The sequence below is a fragment of the Achromobacter sp. HNDS-1 genome (assembly GCF_040084795.1).
Classification (GTDB): Bacteria; Pseudomonadota; Gammaproteobacteria; order Burkholderiales; family Burkholderiaceae_B; genus Achromobacter; species Achromobacter ruhlandii.
In genome coordinates, this window is record NZ_CP157584.1 from 4,862,188 (window position 1) to 4,886,918 (window position 24,731).

Genomic DNA, 24,731 nt, shown 5'->3' on the forward strand with positions numbered 1-24,731 from the left:
GAATCGAGGAGACTCCATGCAGTTGTACAGCTATTTCCGCAGCTCGGCCGCGTATCGCGTGCGCATCGCGCTGAATCTGAAGGGCCTGCCGTACGAATACCTGGCCGTGCACCTGCTCAAGGACGGCGGTCAGCAATTGTCGGCCGACTACCGCAAGGTCAACCCGACGGCGCTGGTGCCCACCCTGGTCGACGGCGATGCCGTGATCGGCCAGTCGCTGGCCATTATCGAATACCTGGAAGAGACGCATCCGCAGGCGCCGCTGCTGCCGGCCGACGCGATCGGCCGTGCGCGCGTGCGCGACCTGGCGCTGGGCATCGCCTGCGATACCCATCCGCTGAACAACCTGCGCGTGCTGAAGTACCTCAAGCACACGCTGGGCGTGGACGAGGCCGCCAAGACGGCCTGGTATCAACATTGGGTGCGCCAGGGCCTGGAAGCCCTGGAGGCGCAGCTGGCCGGCTCGGCCGCCACCGGCAGGTTCTGCCACGGCGACACCCCGACCATCGCCGATCTGTGCCTGGTGCCGCAGGTGGCCAACGCGCGCCGCTTCGAATGCGACCTGAGCGCGATGCCCACGGTGGTACGCATCGACGCCGCCTGCCGCGAATTGCCGGCGTTCGATGCCGCCGCACCGGGCAGGCAGCCCGACGCCGAATGAGACGCGGGCCGGCCGGGATGTCTTCCCGGCCGGCCCGCCGCCTGCTCGTCGATCGGGCTCAGCCCAACTGCACCGGCACGAAGATCTTGTCTTCGCCGCGCTGCACCAGCAGCGCCACCGTCTTGCCGGCCTTGGACAGCGCGTCCTTGACCTGGCCGATGTTGTGCACCGGCACGCCATTGAGCGACAGCAGCACGTCACCCGGCTGGATGCCGGCCTTGGCCGCCGGACCCGCCGATTGCTCGATCAGCAGGCCCTGCGTGCCCGAGGCCTCCTGCTCCTGAGGCGAGAGCGGGCGCAAGGCCAGGCCGAGCTGACCCTTCTGCACGTCGCGGCTGTCGCCGGCGGCCTGCGTCCGGTCCTTCGGCACGCCGCCCAGCGTCGCCACGACTTCCTTGGGCGCGCCGTTGCGCCACAGGTCCAGCGTGATCTTCTCGCCCGGCGTGGCCAGCGTGATCAGCGACGCCAGGTCGCCGGACGACACGATGGTGCGGCCGTTGATCTTGCGCACCACGTCGCCGGGCTGCAGGCCGGCTTTCTCGGCCGCGCTGCCTTTCTCGACACTCGAGACCAGCGCGCCGGACGGCGTATCGAGCTTGAACGAGTTGGCCAGGTCCTGGTTCACCTCCTGCACCGTCACGCCCAGGCGCGCATGCTGCACCTTGCCGTGTTCCAGGATCTGGTCCTTGATCTTGTACGCCACGTCGATCGGGATCGAGAACGACAGGCCCTGGAAACCGCCGGTGCGGCTGTAGATCTGCGAATTGATGCCGACCACTTCGCCGCGGTCGTTGAACAGCGGGCCGCCGGAATTGCCGGGGTTCACCGCCACGTCGGTCTGGATGAACGGCACCGACGTGTCGTCCGGCAGCGAGCGCCCCTTGGCGCTGACGATGCCCGCGGTGGCGGTGTTCTCCAGGCCGTAGGGCGAGCCGATGGCCAGCACCCATTCGCCCACCTGCAACTGGTTGACGTCGCCGACCTTCACCACCGGCAAGTTCTTGGCGTCGATCTTGATGACGGCCACGTCGGTCTGCGGATCGGCGCCCAACACCTTGGCGCGGAATTCGCGGCGGTCGGTCAGTTTGACGGTCACTTCCTTGGCGCCCTGCACGACGTGGGCGTTGGTCAGAATGATGCCGTCGCTGCTGACGATGAAACCCGAGCCTTCGCCGCGGATCGGCACTTCGCGCGCCGGCATGCCGCCGCGCGCGCCGGGGATCTGGCCGAAGAACTGGGCGAAGGGGTCGTCGTCATCGGATACCTTGCGCGTGCCGCTGATGCTGATGTTGACGACGGCGGGGCCATAGTCGCGCGTGATCTGGGCGAAATTGGGGGCGACCATCATCGCGGCGCCCGGCGCTGCGGCCGCGACCGGGGAGGCCGTGCTGGCCGGGGCGCTGGCGGCCATCGAAACGCCGCCGAACGTGGCGGCGGCACCCGCGCCGCCTATCGCGCCGGCGGCCAGCAGCGCCAGCACCAGGCGCGAGGGTTTGATCTGCGAAGTCTTCATGTCGGCTCCTGCGTTCATGTGTGGGGACATGGCGCTATCTTCGGGCCTGACACTTAGGTGAATCTTAAGTCGGCGCGCGCGGAAAACTGACTTTGGCCCGCAGGCCGCCGTCGGGCGCGTCCTCCAGCGTGATGGTGGCGCCATGGCGCTGCGCGACGGCGCGCGCGATCGCCAGCCCCAGGCCGCTGCCATGCTGGGTATTGCCCTCGATCCGGTAGAAGCGGTCGAACACGCGGCCGCGTTCCTCGGGTGGAATGCCCGGGCCGTTGTCATCGATCAGCAGCAGGACCTGGTCGGCCGAGGTTTCAAGCCGGATGTCGATGTGGCCGCCGGCCGGCGTGTACTTGATGGCGTTGTCGAGCAGGTTGCGCGCCAGCAGCACCAGGTCGTCACGGCGTCCACGTATCCAGGCTTGCGGTTCGCCGCGCATTTCGACGGCCAGGTCCTTGGCATTGGCGGCGGCCAGGGTTTCGGACAATGCCAGGCGCAAGGCATCGGCCAGGTCGACCGGTTCGGCGGGGAGGGATTCGGCGGTGTTTTCCTGGCGCGCCATGGACAGCAATTGCTCCACCAGTCGCGTGGCGCGCTCGATGCCGGTCGCCAGCCGTTGCTCGGCGAGCTGGCGACTGGCGTCATCGGGGGCGCGGCGCAGCGATTGCAGTTGCAGGGTCAGCGCCGCCAGCGGCGAGCGCAGTTCGTGCGCGGCGTCGCCGACGAATTGCTTCTGCTGGGCGAAGGCGCCGCGCATCCGTTCCAGCAGCAGGTTCAATTCCTGCATCAGCGGCCGGATCTCGTCGGGCAGGTCGGGCACGTTGATCGGCGACAGATCCTCGGGCCGGCGGTCGGCCACCTGCGCGCGGGCGCGCTTGACCGGCCGCAGCGACCAGCTCACCACGCACCAGACGATCAGCATCAGCAGCGGCGCGGCCGCCGCGATCGGCGCCACCGTGCGCCAGGCCAGCGCGCCGGCCATGCGCTTGCGCACTTGCATGTCCTGCGCCACCTGGATCACCTGAAACGGCGTCGCCAGTGAATAGACGCGATAGGTGCTGCCTTCGACCTCGGTATCGGCGAATCCCAGGATGATCTGGTCGGGCAGCGGGCGGCGCGAACGCGAGTTGAATACACGCACCCCGTCCGGTGTCCAGATCTGGATGATGAGGTCATCGGCCATCGGCGTGCCCGAGCCCTTGGCATGGGAGGGGCCCATGCGCAGCAGCCCGTCGCCCGTGCCCAGCGACAGCGCCGTGCGCTGCAGCAGCGAGTCGAAGATGTCGTCGGCCTGCTGCAAGGTGCTGCGATAGGCGATGGTGCCTTGCACCAGCGCGCCGACCGCGATCGCGGCGAGCAGGAAGAACAGCAACCGGGCCCGCAGCGAGTAACTAAGCGGAATGCTCATGTTTTGGGGATGACATAGCCGACGCCTCTGACGTTCTGGATCAGGTTCTGACCCAGTTTCTTGCGCAGGCCATGAATATAAACCTCAACCGCGTTGCTGCTGACGCTGTCCTTCCAGCTGTACAGCTTTTCCTCGAGCTGGGCGCGCGAGAAGATCATGCCTGGCCGGGCGATGAGCGGCTCCAGCACCGCCCATTCGCGCGCGGTCAGTGGCACGGGGGTGCCGTCGACCGTGGCGGCATGCGCTTGCGGATCGATGGTGATGCCGTCGTGCTCGAACACCGGTTCGGCGCGGCCCGCGCTGCGGCGGATCAATGCGCGCATGCGGGCCAGCAGTTCGTCGACGTCGTAGGGTTTGACGATGTAGTCGTCGGCGCCGGCGTCCAGGCCGGCGATGCGGTCGCTGACGGCGTCGCGGGCGGTGGCGATCAGCACGGGCGTGCGGTCCTTGCGGGCGCGCAGTTCGCGTAGCAGGGTCAGGCCATCGCGGCGAGGCAGCCCGAGGTCCAGCAGCACGAGGTCGTAAGGATCGGTGCTCAGGGCCAGGTCGGCCGCATGGCCGTCCTTGACCCAATCGACGGCGTAGTGCTCGGCGCGCAGGCAGTCCAGCACGCTTTCACCGATCATGGTGTCGTCTTCGACGAGAAGGATGCGCATGATAGTCGTCGCCATGGGGGAATCCAACGGGTTGGACGCGCGCGGCGAGACGGGAGTTCCCGCAAGGCCATCTGGCGAACGGGGGGGGCGACGATGCTGGAAGGCGGGGGGATACCGGGCTTCCCTGCGTGTTTTCAGAGAGGGATCACCGCGCCAGAAATGAAAAAGCAGCCCGGGTGGGCTGCTTCTTGAATTCTGGTGCCGGCAATAGGAGTCGAACCTACGACCTTCGCATTACGAATGCGCTGCTCTACCAACTGAGCTATGCCGGCAAGACCATTTGCTTCGTTTCCGGCAAGCCAGAAGTTCAAGCAAAACATCTTTTTCTTCGCAGTTCATGCCCTGTTTATGGGGCCCGATCTGGAAAGACCGAAATCATATCAGAGTTTTTCTGCAATGGGAAACAGGGCGCGCGGTGTGCGTGAAAAAAGATCGGATTTGCACACTTCGAATTTTTCCTTCATAATCTCGTTTCTTAGCAGTTCCCCGATAGCTCAGTCGGTAGAGCGACGGACTGTTAATCCGCAGGTCGCTGGTTCGAGCCCAGCTCGGGGAGCCAAAGAATTCAGGGCCACTCACGCAAGTGAGTGGCCCTTTTGGTTTTGCGCGTGGTTTTTTGCGTGATTTTCCGCGCATCGCTTTCCGGGCTTCCGGGCGTGCATCGCCGGCGCGAATTTTCGGATGCGCGCGCCTGTCGCGCTGTTCCCGCCGCGTGGTTCGGGCGGGTCGTTTGCGTCGTTCCTTTCCCATTCTTCCCTGGTTGCTCCGACCCGCCTGCGGGGCGCGCGAGATCGTCGGCAACGCGACCTTCGCCCGGCTGCATGAGCCGTTTTCGCCTTTGGGGTGTGTTATGTAATAACATTTCTATTTTGGCGTGGAAATTTTTCGGATGGAGTCATCATGCGGACGAGCGATGAGCGTGTGGATGTGGGCGGGAGTGAAAAGGTGGCGGCGGTCCCGGGGCGCGGGCAGGGGGATGGCCGCCTGCCGGTGACGGTGCTGTCCGGCTTCCTGGGCGCGGGCAAGACCACCTTGCTCAATCATGTGCTGAACAACCGCGAAGGGCGGCGGGTGGCGGTCATCGTCAATGACATGTCCGAGGTCAATATCGATGCCAGGCTGGTGCGTGAGGGCGGGGCGGCGCTGTCGCGCGCCGACGAAAAGCTGGTGGAAATGAGCAATGGTTGCATCTGCTGTACCTTGCGTGAAGACTTGTTGATCGAGATCCGGCGCCTGGCCGCGCAGGGGCGCTTCGATTACCTGCTGATCGAGTCGACCGGCATCTCGGAGCCGCTGCCGGTCGCCGAGACCTTCACCTTCCGGGACGAGGACGGCACCAGCCTGTCCGATGTGGCGCGCCTGGACACCATGGTGACGGTGGTGGACGCGTTCAATTTCCTGCGCGACTACGCCAGCCACGATAGCCTGGCCGCGCGTGGCGAAACCCTCGGCGACGAGGATCGGCGCACGGTGGTGGACCTGCTGATCGAGCAGGTGGAGTTCTGCGACGTGATGGTGCTGAACAAGACCGATCTGATCGCGCCGGACGAGCTGGCGCGGCTCGAGGCCATCCTGCGCAAGCTCAATCCGCGCGCCGATATCGTGCATGGAGCCTTCGGCAAAGTGCCGCTGGGCCGCGTTCTGGATACCGGACGCTTCGATTTCGAGGCGGCGGCGCAGGCGCCCGGCTGGCTGCGGGAACTGCGCGGGGAGCATGTGCCGGAGACCCAGGAATACGGCATCGGCAGCTTCGTGTTCCGCGCCCGGCGGCCCTTCCATCCCCAGCGCCTGTGGGACTGGATGCAGGAGGAATGGCCTGGCGTGGTGCGATCCAAGGGATATTTCTGGCTGGTGACGCGGCCGGCGTTCGCGGCTTCGTGGTCGCAGGCCGGCCCGGTCACGCGCCACGGCGCGGCGGGTTACTGGTGGGCGGCCCTGCCGCGCGAGCGCTGGCCCGAGGATGCGGATTCGCGGGCCCGCATCGTCGCCGATTGGGATCCCATCTATGGCGACCGTTGCCAGGAGCTGGTGCTGATTGGCATCGGCATGGACGAAGCGGAACTGCGGGCGCGCCTGCAGGCCTGCCTGATGACGCAGGAGGAAATGTCCCGACCGGCCGACGAATTGGCTACGATTCGGGATCCGTTCCCCATCTGGGGCGCGGCGCAATAGCGAGGGCGGCGCGCAAGCCGGTGCGAGGCATGGGATTGGAAGGCGATAAGCGCATAGGCGTAACGGTGATTTCAGGGTTCCTGGGCAGCGGCAAGACGACGCTGCTCAATCGTCTGCTGCGCGAACCGGCCTATGCCGACGCCGTGGTCATCGTCAACGAGTACGGCGACATCGGCGTGGATCATCACCTGGTGCGTCTGGCGCAGGACAATATCGTGCTGATCGAGGGCGGTTGCCTGTGCTGCGTGGCCAGTGGCGCGGTGGCCGATACCCTGCGCGAGTTGTTCATGCTGGCCCTGAAGCGTCGTATCAGGCCGTTCCGGCGGGTGCTGATCGAGACCAGCGGCCTGGCGGATCCGGCGCCCGTGCTTTTTACGCTCAAGCATGACCGTTTCCTGGCCGAGCGCTACGCCTATCAGGGGGCGATCGTGGTGGTGGACGCGCGGCTCGGGCCGCGCCAGCTGGAAACGCAGCCCGAAGCCTTGCGGCAGCTGGCCCTGGCCGATACGGTCGTGTTCAGCAAATCCGATCTGGTGGATGCGGCGCAATTGCGGCATGTCGAGCAGCTCGTGACCGCGATCAATCCCGGCGCGCGGCGCTGTGTTCAGCGTACCGATGCGCCGGTGGTGGAGGCGTTGCGCGAGGGGCCGGACACGCAGGCGCGGCGTGACGGGGCCGACCTGGCGGGGTGGCTACAGGCATTTGCCAAGCCAATGTCCGGGCGCCATGCCCAGGTGGCGAGTTTCTCGTTGACGCTGACCGCGCCGATCGGTCGCGCGGCCTTCCTGGCGGGCGTTTCGCGCGTGCAGGAACGGTTCGGTCAGGCGCTGTTGCGGATGAAGGGGCTGGTGTGCTTCGAAGGGGAGGCGCTGCCTTGCGAGGTGCATGGCGTGCACGGCGAGTTGTATCCGATCCGTCCGTTGCCGCAATGGCCGGGCGATGAGCGGCAGTCGCGGCTGGTTTATATCGTCCAGGGCGCGGACGTGGCCGAGGTGCGGGCGCAGGCCTGTGCCGCGCTGGGGCAATTCCCCGCGTGACCCGCCGTCGCTCCAGGGCCTGAAATGGTCCGGCACCAGTCCTGCAAGGTGCGGAAAGTGCACGGAAATACGGTATAACCGGAAAGTCTGGTGCAAGAATCGAGACAATCATGGACCGATTGAAAGCGATGCAAGTATTCGTGGAGGTCGCCGACAGGGGTAGCTTGTCGGCGGCGGCGGTCCATCTGGATATGTCGCGCGCGATGGTGTCCCGCTATCTCGCGGAAATGGAGCAGTGGGTCGGCGTGCGCCTGCTACATCGCACCACCCGGCGCCTCAGCCTGACGCCGGCCGGGGCGGAAACGCTGCCCCGTTGCCGCCAGATGCTCGACATGGTGGGCGACCTGCGAAATGCCGTATCGACGCCCGAGGATACGCCGCGCGGCCTGTTGCGCATGACCACCAGCATGTCGTTCGGTTCGCGCCACCTGGCCAAGGTGGTCACCGACTACGTCAAGCTGCACCCGGGCACGTCGGTCGACCTGATGCTGGTCGAGCGCGCGGTGAATCTGGTCGAGGAGCGGGTCGACCTTGCGGTGCGCATCACCAATGACCTGGATCCCAACCTGATCGCGCGCAAGCTGGCCGTGTGCCGGTCGGTCGTCTGCGCCTCGCCCGAGTATCTGCGGCGCGAGGGCGAGCCGGCGCGGGTCGAGGACCTGTCTCTGCGCAATTGCCTGACCCACTCCTATTTCGGCAAGAGCCTGTGGCGCTTCGAGCGCGATGGCGTACCGGTGGACGTGCCGGTCAGCGGCAACATCAGCGCCAACGAGGTTTCGGTGCTGTTGCAGGCTGCCCTTGAGGGTGCGGGCATCGCCATGTTGCCGACCTACTATGCCGCGGAATACGTGGCGCAAGGACGCCTGAAGGCAATCCTGACGCAGGCCCGGCCGCAGGAACTCGGCATCTATGGGGTTTATGCGTCGCGTAGGCAGATGCCCCTGATCCTGCGTTCGATGCTCGATTTCCTGGTGGAAAGGCTCGGTTCGGCGCCCTGGGACCAGCCCTAGGCAGTGTCCGGCGTGGCGCGATTCGGGCGCGTGGCTTGAGGGCGGGGTATATAACGGTATAATTTGGGTGCTGCCTCGACAGGCCGGGCGCTGTGCATCAGGGCTTTTGCCAATGTCCGCTAGCATGTAGTCTTAACATCCAAGAATCGTGGTTCCGGTATATCGGGTTCCGGCTTGCGAGTCGGGGCCGGGCAAGGCCGGGCACCACGAGCTCCAGGGGAGGCGCGCCGGGTTATCCGGATGGCGACCGCAGGCGCGAGGCGCCGGTGGCCGATGCCTGAAGATTCAGGTTCTTGATATCGATTGCCGCAATATCGATTGCCGCGGAAAAAAGTGCCGGGTAGTGGCGCGATCCGCAGGCGTGTTGGCATATTTGCCAGCTTTTCCAGATTTTGCTTGAACGAATTTGTCGTCGACAGGATTTGTCTTTCACGGATTTGTCGTCGGCGGATTTGTCCCCGCCTGAGCCGGGGCATGCGCGCAGCCATTTCGAATGGCGCGATTCTCGCCGCGTGATTCCGCGGCGACGGGCAGTACATACAGGATTCTCGTGAGAAAAACGCAAACCAGCGCTGTCCGTAGCCATTGCGCCCATGGCGGGGTTCAGGCGGCTGTGCGGGCTGCCGCTACGCGTGTTTGCCGTGGTTCCCGTAATCGGGCCGTGGCGCAGGACGCAGGCGTGTCCGTGGCGCAAGGCGGGCGGCTGGTGCGCCTATCTGGTTGCGTACGCGCTGGTTGCGCACGCGCGCTCCCCGGGGGTGCCTTCGGTGCTGTCTTCGGCGCTTTCTCCGGGGTTTTCTGCCCCGGGATTTTCTGCCGATCCGACTCGCTGGCGCCCATTGAAAACCGGCCGCACAAAGTGGCCGCAAATGAAAAAGGCCCGGCGCAATCGCCAGGCCTTGATCAATTTGGTTGCGGGGGCAGGATTTGAACCTACGACCTTCGGGTTATGAGCCCGACGAGCTGCCAGACTGCTCCACCCCGCGTCTGAGAAAAGAATAATAGCCTTATTTTCAACCTAACGCAAGTTAGCCCTTTTTTGAATTTGAATGTCGATGAACGATAGCGAGGCGATACTCGTGCTGGAAACCGCGCTGCTTTGCGCGGTGCAGCCGATGCAACTGTCCGAAATGCGCAAGCTGTTCGGGGACGATGAACAATTCGACAACAGCGCGCTGCGCGCGTTGCTGGAAACGCTGCAGAACAACTGGGCCGATGGCGGCCTGGAATTGGTGCAGTTGGCGACCGGGTGGCGTTTCCAGAGTCGGCCGCACATGCAGCGTTACCTCGAGCGGCTCAATCCGGAAAAGCCACCCAAGTATTCGCGCGCCGTGATGGAAACGCTGGCCATCGTGGCCTGGCGCCAGCCGGTGACGCGCGGCGACATCGAAGACATCCGTGGCGTGACCGTCTCGTCGAATATTGTCAAGGCGCTGGAAGACCGGGGCTGGATCGAGGTGATCGGCCATCGCGACGCGCCGGGCCGCCCGGCGCTGTTCGGCACCACGCGCCAGTTCCTGGACGATCTGGGATTGCGCGCGCTGGACGAACTGCCCGCGCTGGAATCCGCTCATGCCGCCGCTGCGCTGGCCGGCCTGGATCTGGGGGAAGTGCAGCAACTGGCCGAGGCTGGGGAAGAGGGCGAGGGGGCGGCGTCGGCCGACGAGGGCGGTCCCGTCGCCGACCAGGCCGGCGAGCCGCTTGCCGTGGCTGAATCGATGGCCGGCGAGGATGTGCAATCCAGTATTCCGATGACGGAATTGTCTGTTTCGGACGACGATGCCCCCATCGCGACGGGCGATAGCGTAGAATCCTCGCTTTCGCGCACAGAAGAAGACGCGATTCCCGCAGACGATTCCACCGTCCGGGCGCAAGCCGAAAGCTTGTCCGATGCGCCATCCGTGGGCATCGCGAATGCCGGGCGCTTCGAGGAAGACGAGGCGCCGGGTGTGGGTGTCGCCCAAGAGGCGCATGGCGGGTCGCCCGACCATGCCGCAGAGACTGGCAGTACCGACGCAGCCGCCGGATCCGGCGCCGCGGACGAACCTGTCGAGCACGCGGAAAGCGCGAAACCGACCGAACCGATAGACGAGGCTGAACCGCTGGCGCCTGGCGCCGGGCCGTTCGAGCCTGATACCGGCTCCGCCACGGCGGAGCCTGCCGAGCCGGATTCCGGTCAGCCCGAGGCTGATCGCGAACCGGCGTCCCCCGATGACGATGCGCCTGCTCCCGGCAGGCCTCCCCAAGTTTGAAATTCGGAGCTGTCCCAGTGACAACGAATACAGCAATGCAGGACGACAACCCGCGTCCCGATGACGCCGTTTCCAACGGGCCGGCGGAAACCGCCGCCAGCCGCGAGCCGGCCGCCGAAGGCGAGGCCCGCGGCCGTGGCCGCAAGCTGCGCACGCCGTTCCGCCGCCGTCGCGGCGATGCGGCGGCCGAGCAGGCGCCCGCCGCCGAAGGTCAGGCCGCCGCGCCCGGCCAGGCCGAGGGCGCGGACAGCCGTGGCGGCGAGCAGGAAGCCGAGCAGGCGCTGTCTTACCTGGATACCGCCGACCGCATGGAACAGCGGCTGGGCAAGTACCTGAACAGCGAAGCGGTCATGCCCAAGCTGCACAAGGTGCTGGCCGACGCGGGCATCGGCTCGCGCCGCGAGATGGAAGAGCTGATCGTGGCCGGCCGTGTGTCGGTCAATGGCGAGCCGGCCCATATCGGCCAGCGCGTGGCGCCGAACGACCAGGTGCGCGTCAATGGCAAGCCCATCATGCGCACCAACACCAAGAAGCCGCCGCGCGTGATCCTGTATCACAAGCCGGCCGGCGAAATTGTCAGTCACGACGACCCCGGCGGCCGCGCCAGCGTGTTCGCGCGCCTGCCCAAGCTGCGCACCGGCAAGTGGCTGTCGGTCGGTCGTCTCGACCTGAATACCGAAGGCCTGCTGATCTTCACCACGTCGGGCGACATGGCCAACCGCATCATGCACCCCCGCTACGGCACCGAACGCGAATACGCGGTGCGCGTGCTGGGAGAGATGGACGAGGCGCAGCGCCAGTCGCTGGTCGATGGCATCGAGCTGGAAGACGGCGTGGCGGCGTTCGGCGCGCTCGATTACCTGGGCGGCGACGGCAGCAATCGCTGGTATCGCGTGACCCTGCAGGAAGGCCGCAACCGCGAAGTGCGGCGCATGTTCGAAGCGGTCGGCGTGACCGTCAGCCGGTTGATCCGCACCCGTTTCGGTGACGTGGTCCTGCCGCGCACGCTGCGCCGCGGCCGCTGGGAAGAGCTCGATGCATCGTTGGTCACCGCGCTGATGGTGCAGCTGGGCCTGTTGCGCGAAGACGACGAGTCCGGCGGCAACCGCCGCCGCTCCAAGCAGCCGCAGTCGCATGACAGCGCCTTGCCGCCGGGTTTTGGCACCATGGATCGCAATGGCATGAACGGCGCCCGCATCGGCCGCCGCGGCAAGATCCAGGGCGGCCGGGTCGGCAGCGCCGGCCAGGCGGCGGCTTGTCCGTCCGATCCGTTCGGTACCGGTCTGATGATCGCCGGCGGCTATGCCAATGGCCATCCGCTGGCCGGCGAGGCCAATGGCAACCGCAAGGGCGGCAAGTCTGGCGGCGGTCGTGGCGCGGCCGGCGCGGGCGGTGGCAATAACAAGGGTGGCGGACGCGCCGGCGGCAAGGCCGGCGGCGGCAAGGGGCGTGGCGTGCGCGCCGTGGCCGCCAATGGTCCGGCGCCGGCCGCCGCGGAGGCGCCGGCGGGTGCCGGCCGCAAGCCGGCGGGCGCCAAGGCGGGCGGCAAGCCGGCGGGCGCGCGTGGCGGCAATGCCGGCCGCGGCGGTAAACCCGCGGGCGCCGGTCGCGGCGGCAACAAGGCCGAAGGCCCGCGCGCCGGTGGCGGCAACAAGGGGCCGGGCGCGGGCGGCAAGCCGCGGGCGGCGCGCAGCGGGGCTGCTCCCCGAGGCGATGACTGGCAACCGCGTGGCGCGTCGGCCCATGAATCGCGTCTAGGCGTGATGGGCGGACGGGGTACCCGGGGGCGTTAAACCGTCCCCCGAGGCGGCGTCCGCGCGCCGCCGCCGGCTGGATGCGTCCCACATAAACGTAAGCCCGTGACGAATCAGGCGTTTTTCCGGTTTATCTGGTAAAATCAATGGTTTTCATGGCTTCGCGTTCGTTGCGCGTTCCCTGGTTCGCGCCCCGCTTTTGCCGTCTGGCGCGCCGGAATGCCTGTTTGATGGCGTGCATCCTGGCTGTGGCGGTTGGCACGGCGGGTGTGCAAGCAAATGCGGAATGCGAGGCTGGCGGGTGCGCCGCAAGGGCGGCGCGAGCCGAAAATTAGGTCGCAATATAGGGCACTGCCCAGCATTGCTCCTTACGTGCAGTAGGGTGGCGGCTGGGCACTGTGCAATACGGTGGGCTGGGCGTGCAGCCCATTTTTTTTGAGTATATGGCTGATTTATTCGCATTGACCGAAGAGGCACTGGCCGGCATGGACGTCGAACTCGTTGACGTCGAACGTGCCGCGCTGGGCCTTTTGCGCGTCACGATCGATCGGGTCGGCGGTGTGCGCATCGAAGACTGCGAGCAGGTGTCCCGCCAATTGTCGCGGGTGTACGAGGTCGAGAACATCGACTACAAGCGGCTGGAAGTCGGCTCGCCGGGCGTTGATCGCCCGCTGCGCAACGAGGCCGAATTCCGCCGGTTCGCTGGCGAACGCATCGAGATCAAGCTGCGCGAGGCATTGGACGGACGCAAGGTCTTCTCCGGCACGTTGACCGTGCCCGAAGACGCGCCCGCGGCTTCCGACGCCGCGGCTGGGATGCACAAGACCGTGTTCGGTCTCGAATTTGAGGCAAAAAAGAACGAAGTCCAGGTGTTGAATTTCACGGTCGACGATATCGAGCGTGCAAAACTGGACCCCGTTCTGGATTTCAAGGGCAAAAAGCGATGAGTCGCGAAATTCTTCTGTTGGTCGATGCCTTGGCGCGTGAAAAGAACGTCACGCGTGATGTCGTGTTCGGGGCGCTGGAAAGCGCGCTGGCCTCGGCCATGAAAAAGCGCTTCAAGGATGATGCGGACATTCGTGTTGCCATCGATCGTGAAACCGGTGACCACGAAGGTTTCCGCCGCTGGCTGGTGGTGCCCGATGAAGCGGGCCTGCAAGAGCCCGACAAGCAGGAAATGCTGTCGGACGCGGTCGAGATCGTGCCCAACATCCAGGTTGGCGAGTACATCGAGGAGCCGCTCGAACCTATCGAATTCGGTCGTATCGGCGCACAGGCCGCCAAGCAGGCGATCCTGCAGAAGATCCGCGACGCCGAGCGCGAGCAGGTGCTGAACGACTTCCTGGATCGCGGCGAAACCATCGTGTCCGGCACCATCAAGCGCATGGACAAGGGCGACGCCATCATCGAGACCGGCAAGATCGAAGCGCGTCTGCCGCGTTCCGAAATGATCCCGAAGGAAAACCTGCGCGTCGCCGACCGCGTGCGCGCTTTCGTGTTGCGCGTCGACCACGCCGCCCGTGGCCAGCAGGTGATCCTGTCGCGTACCTCGCCCGAGTTCATCCGCCAACTGTTCGAGAACGAAGTGCCCGAGATCGAGCAGGGCCTGCTCGAGATCAAGGCGGCGGCTCGCGACGCCGGCGTGCGTGCGAAGATCGCCGTGGTGGCATACGATAAGCGTATCGACCCCATCGGCACCTGCGTCGGCATGCGCGGTTCGCGTGTGACCGCCGTGCGCAACGAGCTGGGCGGCGAGCAGGTCGACATCGTGCTGTGGTCGGAAGATCCCGCGCAGTTCGTCATCGGCGCCCTGGCGCCGGCCAACGTCGAGTCCATCGTGGTGGACGAAGACAAGCACGCGATGGACGTGGTGGTCGACGAGGAAAACCTGCCCAAGGCGATCGGCGCCAAGGGCCAGAACGTGCGCCTGGCGTCCGAGCTGACCGGCTGGCAGATCAACATCATGACGCCGGAAGAAAGCCTGAACCGCCAGGAAGTCGAGCGTTCGGGCCTGCGCGCCACGTTCATGAACAAGCTGGACGTCGATGAGGAAGTCGCCGACATCCTGATCGACGAAGGTTTCACCGGTATCGAGGAAATCGCCTACGTCCCCATGCAGGAACTGCTGGAGATCGAGGCGTTCGACGAAGACACCATCAACGAGTTGCGCGCCCGTGCCCGCAATGCGCTGCTGACCGAGGCCATCGCCCAGGAAGAGCGCCTTGAGACGGCCCAGGATCTGCTTGAACTCGAAGGCGTGACGCCCGAACTGGCCGCCAAGCTGGCCGAGCGTCAAGTGCATACGCGTGATGATCTGGCCGAACTGGCGACGGACGAGCTGGCGGAAATCGCCGGCCTGACCGAACAGGAAGCCAGCGACCTCATCATGCGTGCCCGCGCCCATTGGTTCGATGAAGAATAACCAAAAGGACACGGGTCTGCGGCGGATGGCCGTCAAGTCCGCCGCAAGTTCACGTTGTTTGTAATAGCTGCATATAGGGAAGAGAGAGCCTAATGTCGAGTAACACCGTCGCCCAGTTCGCTACCGAGCTGAAAATGCCTGCCAATGTGCTGCTGGAACAGCTGCGCTCGGCCGGCGTTGACCTCAAATCGGTGGACGATTCCGTCACCGACAGCGACAAGGCGAAATTGCTCGAATCGCTGCGTCGCGCCCACGGCGCGACCGAAGGCAAGAAGATCACCCTGACGCGCCGCCAGACCTCCGAGATCCGCCAGGCAGATGCCACCGGCCGCTCGCGCACCATCCAGGTCGAGGTCCGCAAGAAGCGCGTGTTCGTCAAGCGTGATCCCTCCGAAATCGCCCTGGAGCAGGCCGCCAGCGCCCGCGCTGAGGAAGAATCGTCCGTCGAGGAAGCACAGCCGGTGTCCGCACCCGTCGTGCCCGAGGCGGCCAAGCCGGCCGAACCGCGCGAAGCCACGCCCGTCCAGGCGCCGGCTCCTGCCCCGGTGCAAGAGCCCGCTGCTGTCGAAGCGCCCGCACCGGTAGAAGCGGCCGCGCCTGTTGAACCCGTCGCGGCCGAAGTGCCCGCCCCCGTTGCGGCTCCCGCCGCCGAAGTCCAGGCTCAGCCTGAACCGGAACCGACGCCGGCGCCCGCTCCTGCCGAGCCCGTGGCCGAAGAGGCCAAGCCCGAAGTCAAGACTGAATCCACCGAGCCCAAGGCTGAAGAAGCCAAGCCGGAACCCGTTGTGCTAGCCAATAAGTCCGAACCATCGTCCGCCCAGGCCGCCGCGCCTGTTGTCGCCCAGGTGCCGCCTGCCGCGAAGTCTGAACCCGTGAAATCCGCCGCCAAGCCGGTCGAGTCCGTTGCGCCCGCCGCCAAGGTCGGGAACCGCGCCGACAATCGCCGCGCCGGCCCGCCGCTCGCCGCCTCCGCCACCGGCGCTGGCCGCGACGAGGCCCGCCGTGCCGCCGAGGCCGAAGCCGCCGCCCTGCGCGAGATGCTGAACCGTCCGCGCAAGGTGCTGCGCGCTCCCGAACCGGAAGCGCCCGCCGCCGCGGCCGCCCCGATCTCGGGCACGCTGCACAAGCCGGCCGGCAAGGGCGCCGCCGCGCCTGGCGCCAAGAAGGATGCCAAGCCCGCCGCGCCCGGCACCAAGAAGACCATCAAGACCGCCGAAGTCGCTTCGACCTGGTCGGATGACGCCTCGCGCAAGAAGCCGGCCGACAAGCCGGCGGCGCCGGCCAGCCGCGACGGCTGGCGTGCCGGCGGCAAGGGCGGTGGCAAGAGTGGCGGCCGTGGTGGCCGCAACCAGCAGAACGACCGCCGCAACGAGCCCGCGCCGCAGGAGTTCATCGCGCGTGAAGTGCACGTGCCGGAAACCATCAGCGTGGCCGACCTGGCCCACAAGATGTCCGTCAAGGCCGCCGAGGTCATCAAGCAATTGATGAAGCTGGGCCAGATGGTCACCATCAACCAGGTGCTGGACCAGGAAACGGCCATGATCGTGGTCGAGGAACTGGGCCACGTGGCGATCGCCGCCAAGCTCGACGACCCGGAAGCCTTCCTGGACGAAACCGCCAGCGTGTCGGAAGCCGAACAGTTGCCGCGCGCCCCGGTCGTGACCGTGATGGGCCACGTCGACCACGGCAAGACCTCGCTGCTGGACTATATCCGCCGCGCCAAGGTCGCCGCGGGCGAAGCCGGCGGCATTACGCAGCACATCGGCGCCTACCACGTGGAAACCGAGCGCGGCATGGTGACCTTCCTGGATACCCCGGGCCACGAGGCGTTCACCGCCATGCGTGCCCGCGGCGCCAAGGCCACCGACATCGTCATCCTGGTCTGCGCAGCCGACGACGGCGTGATGCCGCAGACGCGTGAAGCTATCCACCATGCCAAGGCCGCGGGCGTGCCGATGGTGGTGGCCATGACCAAGATCGACAAGCCCAGCGCCAACCCCGAGCGCGTCAAGCAGGAACTGGTCGCCGAGGAAGTGGTGCCGGAAGAATACGGCGGCGACGTGCCGTTCGTGCCGGTGTCGGCCAAGACCGGCGAGGGCATCGACGCGCTGCTCGAGAACGTGCTGCTGCAAGCCGAACTGCTGGAACTGAAGGCGCCGGTCGACGCGCCCGCCAAGGGCCTGGTGATCGAAGCCCGCCTGGACAAGGGCCGCGGCCCGGTCGCGACCATCCTGGTCCAGAGCGGCACGCTGAACCGCGGCGACGTGGTGCTGGCTGGCGCCAGCTTCGGCCGCGTGCGCGCCATGCTCGACGAGAACGGCAAGCCGATCCAGGCCGCCGGTCCGTCGATCCCGGTGGAAATCCAGGGCCTGACCGAAGTGCCGGCCGCCGGCGACGAACTGATGGTGCTGTCCGACGAGCGCAAGGCGCGCGAAATCGCGCTGTTCCGCCAGGGCAAGTTCCGCGACGTCAAGCTGGCCCGCCAACAGGCCGCCAAGCTGGAATCGATGTTCGACAACCTGGGCGAAGGCACCCAGACCCTGGCGCTGATCGTCAAGACCGACGTCCAGGGTTCGCAGGAAGCGCTGGTGCAGTCGCTGACCAAGCTGTCGACCGACGAAGTGCGCGTGCAAGTGGTGCACGCGGCCGTGGGCGGCATCTCGGAAAGCGACATCAACCTGGCGATCGCCTCGAACGCCGTGGTGATCGGCTTCAACGTCCGCGCCGAAGCCAGCGCCAAGAAGCTGGCCGAGACCAACGGCATCGACGTGCGCTACTACAACATCATCTACGACGCCGTGGACGAAGTGAAGGCAGCCATGTCGGGCATGTTGGCGCCCGAGAAGAAGGAAGAAGTCATCGGCCTGGTCGAGATCCGCGAGGTCTACAGCATCTCCCGCATCGGCAACATCGCCGGTTGCATGGTGCTCGACGGCCTGGTGCGTCGCGATTCGCAGGTCCGCCTGCTGCGCAACAACGTGGTTCAGTGGACCGGCCAGCTCGATTCGCTGCGCCGCTTCAAGGACGACGTCAAGGAAGTCAAGTCGGGCTTCGATTGCGGTCTTACGCTGCGCGGCAACAACGACATCCAGGTGGGCGACCAGCTGGAAGTCTTTGAAATCAAGGAAATCGCGCGTACGCTGTAAGGCGTCGCGAGGCATTGCTTCTAATGAGCCGTCACAAGTCCAAAGCCATCCCCGGTCGCAATTTGCGACTGGCCGACCAGATCCAGAAGGATCTGGCCGGGATCATCCAGCGCGAGATCGACACGACCCGCGCTGGCTTGATCACGCTCTCCGGTGTGGAACTGTCGACCGACTACGCGCATGCCAAGGTGTATTTCACGGTCCTGGGCGCCGAGCCCGAGGCCGCGACCGCCTTGCTGAACGAGAAGGCCGGCTGGCTGCACTCGCAGCTGTACAAGCTGCTGCACATTCATACTGTCCCCACTTTGCGTTTCTTCCACGACGAGCAGATTGCCCGTGGTATCGAAATGTCGATCCTCATCGACCGCGCAAACCGGCCCGGCCCGCACTCGGGCGTGCCCGACGAACCTGAAGACCAGTCCTGATCGGGCTGTCGTCACTGCTTTAATTTCCGGATTCCGACGATGGCTAAACGACGCGGGCTTGCGCTCGACGGTGTGCTGTTGCTCGACAAACCCGTAGGTTTGTCGAGCAACCACGCGCTGCAACGCGCCAAGCGTGCCATGGACGCGGCCAAGGCCGGCCATACCGGCACCCTCGACCCCTTCGCCACCGGCCTGCTGGTGTGCTGCATGGGCCGGGCAACCAAGATTTCCGGCGCGATGCTTGACGCCGACAAGGCCTATCGCGCTACGCTGCAATTTGGCGAGGAAACCGATTCGGGCGACCTGACCGGCAACGTGGTGGCTACCGCCGCGCCCGGCTTCGTGGTCGAGGAACAGGCGCTGCGCGATGCGCTGTCACGTTTCTCGGGCACGATCGAGCAGATTCCGCCCATGTATTCGGCGCTTAAGCGCGACGGCAAGCCGTTGTACGAATACGCGCGGCAGGGCATTGAGCTGGAACGCCCGCCGCGGCAGATTACGATTTACCGCATCGAGCTGCTGTCCCTGAACGGGACGCAGGCAGAGATCGATGTGGCTTGCAGTAAAGGCACATACATCCGGACGCTGGCCCAGGACATCGGGCGCGCGCTGGGCTGTTACGCCCACCTGGCGGCGCTGCGGCGCACGCACGTCGGGCCATTTTCTCTGGAACGCGCCGTTGCGCTGGATGCCTTGCAGGCGATGCCAGACCCGAAGCAGGCATTGCTTGCACTGAACGAATTGCCGGCGGGCTTGCTGCCCGCCACCACCTTAAAGGACTCGCTATGACTCGCGCCTTGCGCAACGTCGCCATCATCGCCCACGTTGACCACGGTAAAACCACCCTGGTCGACCAGCTGCTGCGCCAATCCGGCACCTTCCGCGAAAACCAGGCGCTGACCGAACGGGTCATGGACTCGAACGACCTGGAAAAAGAACGCGGCATCACGATTCTGGCCAAGAACTGTGCCGTTGAATACGAAGGCACGCACATCAACATCGTCGACACCCCGGGGCACGCGGACTTCGGTGGCGAAGTCGAGCGCGTGCTGTCGATGGTCGACGGCGTGCTGCTGCTGGTCGATGCCGTCGAAGGCCCGATGCCGCAGACCATCTTCGTGACCCGCAAGGCGCTGGCCCTGGGCCTCAAGCCCATCGTGGTGGTCAACAAGGTCGACCGTCCGGGCGCCCGCACCGATTTCGTCATCAACGCCACGTTCGACCTGTTCGACAAGCTCGGCGCGACCGACGAGCAGCTGGACTTCCCGGTGGTGTACGCCTCGGGCCTGTCCGGCTACGCCGGCCTGAGCCCGGATGTGCGCGAAGGCGACATGCGCCCCCTGTTCGAAGCCATCCTGCAGCACGTGCCGCAGCGTGACGACGATCCCAACGGCCCGCTGCAGATGCAGATCATCTCGCTGGACTACAACAGCTACGTCGGCAAGATCGGCGTCGGCCGCATCAACCGCGGCCGCATGCGTCCCGGCATGGAAGTGGCCTACAAGTTCGGTCCCGAGGGCCAGGGCGGCCGCGGCCGCATCAACCAGGTGCTGAAGTTCCACGGCCTGGAGCGCATCGTGGTGGATGAAGCCGAAGCCGGCGACATCGTGCTGATCAACGGTATCGAAGACCTGGGCATCGGCTGCACCGTGACCGACCCGGTGACGCAGGACGTGCTGCCGATGCTGCGCATCGACGAGCCGACGCTGACCATGAACTTCATGGTCAACACCTCGCCGCTGGCCGGCCGTGAAGGCAAGTTCGTCACCAGCCGCCAGCTGCGCGACCGCCTGGACCGCGAACTGAAGTCGAACGTGGCGCTGCGCGTGCGCGACACCGGCGACGACACCGTGTTCGAAGTGTCGGGCCGCGGTGAACTGCACCTGACGATCCTGCTGGAAACGATGCGCCGCGAAGGCTACGAGCTGGCCGTGTCGCGTCCGCGCGTGGTGTTCAAGGAAGTCGACGGCGTCAAGTGCGAGCCGTTCGAATCGCTGACCATCGACGTCGAAGACGCCCACCAGGGCGGCGTGATGGAAGAACTGGGCCGCCGCAAGGGCGATCTGCAGGACATGCAGCCGGACGGCCGTGGCCGCACGCGCCTGGAATACCTGATCCCCGCTCGTGGCCTGATCGGTTTCCAGAACGAATTCCTGACGCTGACGCGCGGCACCGGCCTGATGAGCCACATCTTCCACGAATACGCGCCCATCAAGGAAGGCTCGATCGGCGAGCGCCGCAACGGCGTGCTGATCAGCCAGGACAACGGCGACGCCGTGGCCTACGCGCTGTGGAAGCTGCAGGATCGCGGCCGCATGTTCGTGAACCCGGGCGATGCGCTGTACGAGGGCATGATCATCGGCATCCACAGCCGTGACAACGATCTGGTCGTGAACCCCATCAAGGGCAAGCAGCTGACCAACGTGCGCGCCTCGGGCACCGACGAAGCCGTGCGCCTGGTGCCGCCGATCCAGATGTCGCTGGAATACGCCGTGGAATTCATCGACGACGACGAACTGGTCGAAATCACGCCCAAGTCGATCCGCCTGCGCAAGCGTCACCTGCAGGAAAACGACCGCAAGCGCGCCGCACGCGAATCCGCCGTGTAAGGCGAGGCGGGACGTCTGTCCCGCGCGCCTGGCAATCGGAAAAGCCGCACATCCTTCGGGGTGCGCGGCTTTTTTTCGTTCGGGACGCGGGCTTGCCAGCGGCGCTGTTCAAGCGGCCGACGGCCTGCACGCCGCCGGCCGCGCGGCGCAGCGGCCGCCGCCCGTGCGCCGGCACGCGGGCTCAGGCATGCTGGTGCCGGTATTCCTGGGTCTTTCCGCCATACCCGTAGGCCGCCGCGCGCGCGTCGATCACATGCACATAGGAGCATTCGTGCAGCTCGCCCAGGATTTCGCTGAAGGACGCGTAGATCTCCTGGATGAAGCGCGCCTTCTCGGCCTTGGTATTGGTCTCGTCGGTGACGCTGATGTCCAGGTGGAAGGCGTTCCTGCCCGTTTCCGACAGCGGGCGCGCGCCGATGAACCACTGGTCGTGGGGGATGTGCTGCAGCGTGATGGCGATGACCGGCAGTTTCTTGCCGAGCACGGATTGGGTCAATCCGGCGACCGCATCGACTATGCGGCGGTTGCGGCTGGCATCGGGTTGGCCAGAGACGTGGACGACGATGTGGGGCATGACAGGCTCCTTGGTGAGGGGAATGGAGCCAGTGTAGGGACCGCATTGACATCGGAAAAGCGGGAATTTACGATTTCAACCATCGCATAAACCGTTGGATGGCTCATGTCCGGATTCGATCTCGACCAGCTCCGCACCCTGGTGGCGGTGCTGGAAGCGGGCAGCCTCACGGCGGCCGCGCCCAAGGTGTTCCTGTCGCAGTCGTCGGTCAGCGAGCAGATGCGCAAGCTGGAGGAACGGGCCGGCCAGCCGCTGCTGATCCGCGGCAAGGCGGGTGTGATCGCCACTCCCGCCGGCGAGCGCCTGCTGGCGCATGCGCGCGCCATCCTGGCGCTGAGCGACGAGGCCTTTCGCGACCTGCGCGGCGTGGCACTGCGTGGTGAGCTGCGGCTGTGCATCACCGACTACTTCCGACCGGGCGATGTGGCGCGGCTGCTGCGGCGTCTGAACGAGCAGTACCCGCAGGTGCGCATGCACGTCACCATCATGAAGAGCGGCACGATCGAGGCGGCCTACGAACGCGGCGAGGTCGATGTCGGCATCTCGATGGTGATCCAGGAGCGCGGCGCGTCGAAAGGGCGGCCGCAGGGGGCGTTGCTGCGGCGTGAGTCATTGCTGTGGATGGCGGCCGAGGGCGCGTCGGCGCCGCCTGAGCCGCTGCCGCTACTGGCGCTGCCCGAGACCTGCGCGTTGCGCCAGTACGCCGAGCGGCTGCTGGCGCGGCGCGCGGTGCCGTACGCGGTGGCGCACGTGGCCTCGGGCGTGGCGGGGCTGCAGCTGGCGATCGCGGCGGGGCTGGGCGTGGCCTGCCTGAACGAGTCGGCGCTGACGCCCGGCATCGGCCGCTTGCAGGCGCCGGGGCTGCCGTCCTTGCCCGACGTCGAATTCCGCCTGCTGCCGCCCCGGCCGGGCGAAGACCGCTTTATCGGTCAGGCGCGCGAGGCGATCGAGCGGGCGCTGCGTTGAGCCGGCCTCGGCGCGGTGGCTAGGGCGCCTGCCGGTCCGGCGCGCGCATCAGCCAGTGCAGGAACTCGCGGCCCGGGCCGGCCTCGCCCACGAGGGCGCCGATGGGCTGGAACGCGCCCGGCGACTCGATCCGCAGGCGCTGGAAATGGCCGTGCTGCAGATACCAGCCGGCCAGCGTCAGCGGCACCATGGCCAGCGCCTGCTGCGCCTGCATGACCGCGATCAGCAGCGGCATCGGCGGCGCGGCGCTGGCCAGGCGGCAGAGCCGTGGCACCACGCCGGCGCGCTCGAAGAAGGCGGTGAAGACGGCGTGGATCGCCAGTTCGGGACGGGGCTGGATCCAGAGCTGGGACGTCACCTGGGCCAGGGTCGGCGCGGCTTCAGCCGCCAGAAGCGGATGGCCTGGCGTGGCCACAACGACGGCGGCGTCCTGTTGCAGCGGGACGAATTCCAGGCCCGCAGGCACCGCTTCCGGGCGCCGGCACAAGAGCATGTCGAGTGTGCCGGCCGCCGCCAGCGGCAGCAGCTGTTCGCGGCTGCCTTCCTGAAACTCCACCTGCAGGTCAGGGTGGGTCCGCATGTACGCGGGCAGGCGTTCGGCCAACAGGCCGCAGCTGGCCGCCGGAATGGCGCCCAGGCGCAGGCTGCCCGAGGCGCCGCCACGCAGGGCGGCCACCGAGTCGGTCGAGGCGCGCAGCGTCGTGAGCATGCCGCGCGCGCAATCGGCCATCAGTTGTCCGCTGCGGGTGGTGCGCATGCCGCGGGCGTGGCGCTCGAACAGTTCGACGCCCAGCAGGGATTCGATGTCGGCCAGGGCGTGGGTGGCGGCGGGCTGGCTCATGCCGATCCGGGCGGCGGCCTGCTGCAGGCTGCCCAGTTCGGCGATGCCGGCCAGTAGTTGCAGGTGGCGCAGGCGGCCCTTGGCCAGCAGGCGGGCAAGCAGGGTGGCAGGGGCGACATCCATCGCGCGGGGGAATGAGCTATTCAAAACGCGAATATAAGAGTCCATTAATGTATTTGAAATAAGGATATGCCCTGCCCAGAATGGCGTGACGCCGGCTACCGGTTTCCATTCGAGGATGCGCCGTTCCATGAAGTCTCGTCTGTTGCATGCTGTCGTCTGCGCCGCCCTGGTCGGCGCCTCCTCCGTGGCGCTCGCGCAGGGCGCCTATCCCTCGCAGCCGGTGCGCCTGATCGTGCCGTTCGCCCCGGGCGGTTCCACCGACGTGCTGGCGCGCGTGGTGGCCGATGGCCTGCGCAAGGAACTGCGCCAGAGCGTGGTGGTGGAAAACCGCGCGGGCGCCGGCGGCCTGATCGGCACCGAGGCGGTGGCGCGCGCCGAACCCGATGGCTACACCCTGGGCATGGCCACGGTCAGCACCATGGCGGTCAATCCGCTGCTGTACGGCACCGCGCGCGTCGATCCGGCGACCCAGTTGAAGCCGGTCGGCTCGGTGGCGAATGTGCCGGTGGTGTGGATGGTCAATCCGGCGTTTCCGGCGACCGACTTCGCCCAGTTCCTGGCCGAACTACGCGCCCATCCCGGCAAGTACTCCTTCGGTTCGCCCGGCGTCGGCTCGCTCGGCCATCTGAACCTGGCGGCGATGAATGCCGACCTCAAGGTCGAGGTGCTGCACGTGCCGTACCGCGGCATGGGTCCGGCGCTGACCGCCGCCGTGGGCGGCGAGGTGCAGGTGCAGCAAGACCAGTACGCCTCGGCGCAGTCGCTGATCAAGGCGGGCAAGCTGCGCCCGATCGCGGTGGCCGCCCCAACGCGCCTGACGGGGCTGGCGCAACTACCGACGCTGGCCGAGCTGGGCTACCCCCGGTTGAACGCGCTGGGCCAGACCTGGTTCGGCCTGGTGGCGCCGGCCGGCACGCCCGACGCAGTGGTGGGCAAGCTCAACGACGCGGTGCGGCAAGCCATGGCGGATCCGGCGCTGGCGCAGCGCCTGGCCAGCCTGGGCGCCGAGCCCGACACCGGCACGCCGCAGGCCTTCGGTCAGCGCATCGCGCAGACGCTGGCCGCCAACCGCAAAATCATTGAAACTGCGGCCATCAAGCTTGACGAGTAAGCGTTGCACCGCCGCTGGCGTGTCGTCGCCGGCGCGGGTAAATCCTGTAGAACCGATCCT

At 66.6% G+C, this 24,731-nt stretch carries 20 protein-coding genes and 3 tRNA genes; 15 read left to right on the forward strand and 8 right to left on the reverse strand.

All coding sequences use genetic code 11. The features are described 5' to 3' along the window. Window positions 1-16 precede the first annotated feature (16 nt). Window positions 17-661: a maleylacetoacetate isomerase gene (gene maiA / locus ABFG95_RS22435; RefSeq protein WP_049072401.1), complete on the forward strand. Its 645-nt coding sequence runs from the start codon at window positions 17-19 to the stop codon at window positions 659-661. Between the two features lie 58 nt (window positions 662-719). Here maiA and ABFG95_RS22440 read toward each other — a convergent pair whose 3' ends face one another. The 4 genes from ABFG95_RS22440 to ABFG95_RS22455 form a co-directional block, all read right to left on the reverse strand. Further along, window positions 720-2,174 carry a DegQ family serine endoprotease gene (locus ABFG95_RS22440; RefSeq protein ID WP_348994949.1) on the reverse strand — a complete coding sequence of 485 codons (1,455 nt, stop codon included), beginning with the start codon at window positions 2,172-2,174 and terminating at the stop codon, window positions 720-722. Between the two features lie 64 nt (window positions 2,175-2,238). After that, window positions 2,239-3,573 carry an ATP-binding protein gene (locus tag ABFG95_RS22445; RefSeq protein ID WP_059269617.1) on the reverse strand — a complete coding sequence of 445 codons (1,335 nt, stop codon included), beginning with the start codon at window positions 3,571-3,573 and terminating at the stop codon, window positions 2,239-2,241. After that, the gene (locus tag ABFG95_RS22450; protein WP_049077578.1) at window positions 3,570-4,229 is read right to left on the reverse strand and encodes a response regulator; all 660 of its coding nucleotides are present in this window, start codon (window positions 4,227-4,229) and stop codon (window positions 3,570-3,572) included. Before ABFG95_RS22450 ends, ABFG95_RS22445 begins: the two co-directional genes overlap by 4 nt. Window positions 4,230-4,425: 196 nt before the next feature. After that, a tRNA-Thr gene (locus tag ABFG95_RS22455) sits at window positions 4,426-4,501 on the reverse strand. A 211-nt stretch (window positions 4,502-4,712) separates the two neighbouring features. On the opposite strand from ABFG95_RS22455, the gene ABFG95_RS22460 reads away from it, so the two are divergent. The 4 genes from ABFG95_RS22460 (at window position 4,713) to ABFG95_RS22475 (ending at window position 8,448) form a co-directional block, all read left to right on the forward strand. Next, window positions 4,713-4,788, forward strand: a tRNA-Asn gene (locus tag ABFG95_RS22460). Window positions 4,789-5,129: 341 nt separating this feature from the next. Then, a complete protein-coding gene (gene zigA / locus ABFG95_RS22465; protein ID WP_269888804.1) occupies window positions 5,130-6,401 on the forward strand; it encodes a zinc metallochaperone GTPase ZigA in 1,272 nt (423 codons plus the stop codon). Between the two features lie 29 nt (window positions 6,402-6,430). Further along, the gene (locus tag ABFG95_RS22470; RefSeq protein WP_049072408.1) at window positions 6,431-7,438 is read left to right on the forward strand and encodes a GTP-binding protein; all 1,008 of its coding nucleotides are present in this window, start codon (window positions 6,431-6,433) and stop codon (window positions 7,436-7,438) included. Between the two features lie 110 nt (window positions 7,439-7,548). Next, a complete protein-coding gene (locus tag ABFG95_RS22475; RefSeq protein ID WP_100504087.1) occupies window positions 7,549-8,448 on the forward strand; it encodes a LysR family transcriptional regulator in 900 nt (299 codons plus the stop codon). 232 nt (window positions 8,449-8,680) lie between these two features. On the opposite strand, the gene ABFG95_RS22480 is transcribed toward ABFG95_RS22475, so the two are convergent. Together ABFG95_RS22480 and ABFG95_RS22485 are read right to left on the reverse strand one after the other, a co-directional pair. Further along, entirely contained in the window at window positions 8,681-8,881 is a 201-nt protein-coding gene (locus ABFG95_RS22480) for a hypothetical protein (RefSeq protein ID WP_348994950.1), read from the reverse strand. Window positions 8,882-9,357: 476 nt separating this feature from the next. Continuing rightward, window positions 9,358-9,434: transfer RNA gene (locus ABFG95_RS22485), tRNA-Met, on the reverse strand. Between the two features lie 63 nt (window positions 9,435-9,497). Here ABFG95_RS22485 and scpB point away from each other — a divergent pair. From scpB to typA, 8 genes are all read left to right on the forward strand, one after another. Further along, entirely contained in the window at window positions 9,498-10,700 is a 1,203-nt protein-coding gene (gene scpB, locus ABFG95_RS22490; RefSeq protein WP_278992621.1) for an SMC-Scp complex subunit ScpB, read from the forward strand. Between the two features lie 35 nt (window positions 10,701-10,735). Further along, window positions 10,736-12,493, forward strand: a complete 1,758-nt coding sequence (gene rluB / locus ABFG95_RS22495) for a 23S rRNA pseudouridine(2605) synthase RluB (RefSeq protein ID WP_059269620.1) — start codon at window positions 10,736-10,738, stop codon at window positions 12,491-12,493. 404 nt (window positions 12,494-12,897) lie between these two features. Then, complete coding sequence (rimP, locus tag ABFG95_RS22500) at window positions 12,898-13,401, forward strand: ribosome maturation factor RimP (RefSeq protein ID WP_049072412.1); 504 nt, start codon at window positions 12,898-12,900, stop codon at window positions 13,399-13,401. After that, entirely contained in the window at window positions 13,398-14,876 is a 1,479-nt protein-coding gene (gene nusA / locus ABFG95_RS22505) for a transcription termination factor NusA (RefSeq protein WP_006388330.1), read from the forward strand. Before rimP ends, nusA begins: the two co-directional genes overlap by 4 nt. Window positions 14,877-14,968: 92 nt before the next feature. After that, window positions 14,969-18,022 carry a translation initiation factor IF-2 gene (gene infB / locus ABFG95_RS22510; protein WP_054495808.1) on the forward strand — a complete coding sequence of 1,018 codons (3,054 nt, stop codon included), beginning with the start codon at window positions 14,969-14,971 and terminating at the stop codon, window positions 18,020-18,022. Window positions 18,023-18,045: 23 nt separating this feature from the next. Further along, window positions 18,046-18,447, forward strand: coding sequence for a 30S ribosome-binding factor RbfA (gene rbfA / locus ABFG95_RS22515; protein WP_006388333.1), 402 nt, complete (start codon window positions 18,046-18,048; stop codon window positions 18,445-18,447). Window positions 18,448-18,486: 39 nt separating this feature from the next. Then, window positions 18,487-19,236, forward strand: coding sequence for a tRNA pseudouridine(55) synthase TruB (truB, locus tag ABFG95_RS22520; RefSeq protein ID WP_049072414.1), 750 nt, complete (start codon window positions 18,487-18,489; stop codon window positions 19,234-19,236). Beyond that, entirely contained in the window at window positions 19,233-21,056 is a 1,824-nt protein-coding gene (gene typA, locus ABFG95_RS22525) for a translational GTPase TypA (protein WP_049072415.1), read from the forward strand. The genes truB and typA overlap by 4 nt, the downstream gene beginning before the upstream one ends. A 181-nt stretch (window positions 21,057-21,237) precedes the next feature. Here typA and ABFG95_RS22530 read toward each other — a convergent pair whose 3' ends face one another. Next, complete coding sequence (locus ABFG95_RS22530; RefSeq protein WP_049072416.1) at window positions 21,238-21,630, reverse strand: 4-oxalocrotonate tautomerase; 393 nt, start codon at window positions 21,628-21,630, stop codon at window positions 21,238-21,240. Between the two features lie 105 nt (window positions 21,631-21,735). On the opposite strand from ABFG95_RS22530, the gene ABFG95_RS22535 reads away from it, so the two are divergent. After that, the gene (locus ABFG95_RS22535; protein WP_054419932.1) at window positions 21,736-22,596 is read left to right on the forward strand and encodes a LysR family transcriptional regulator; all 861 of its coding nucleotides are present in this window, start codon (window positions 21,736-21,738) and stop codon (window positions 22,594-22,596) included. A gap of 19 nt (window positions 22,597-22,615) precedes the next feature. Here the strand turns inward: ABFG95_RS22535 and ABFG95_RS22540 are convergent, their stop codons facing one another. Continuing rightward, window positions 22,616-23,560, reverse strand: coding sequence for a LysR substrate-binding domain-containing protein (locus ABFG95_RS22540; protein ID WP_068950444.1), 945 nt, complete (start codon window positions 23,558-23,560; stop codon window positions 22,616-22,618). 127 nt (window positions 23,561-23,687) lie between these two features. On the opposite strand from ABFG95_RS22540, the gene ABFG95_RS22545 reads away from it, so the two are divergent. After that, complete coding sequence (locus tag ABFG95_RS22545; RefSeq protein ID WP_054419928.1) at window positions 23,688-24,671, forward strand: tripartite tricarboxylate transporter substrate-binding protein; 984 nt, start codon at window positions 23,688-23,690, stop codon at window positions 24,669-24,671. The last annotated feature ends 60 nt before the right edge of the window (window positions 24,672-24,731 follow it).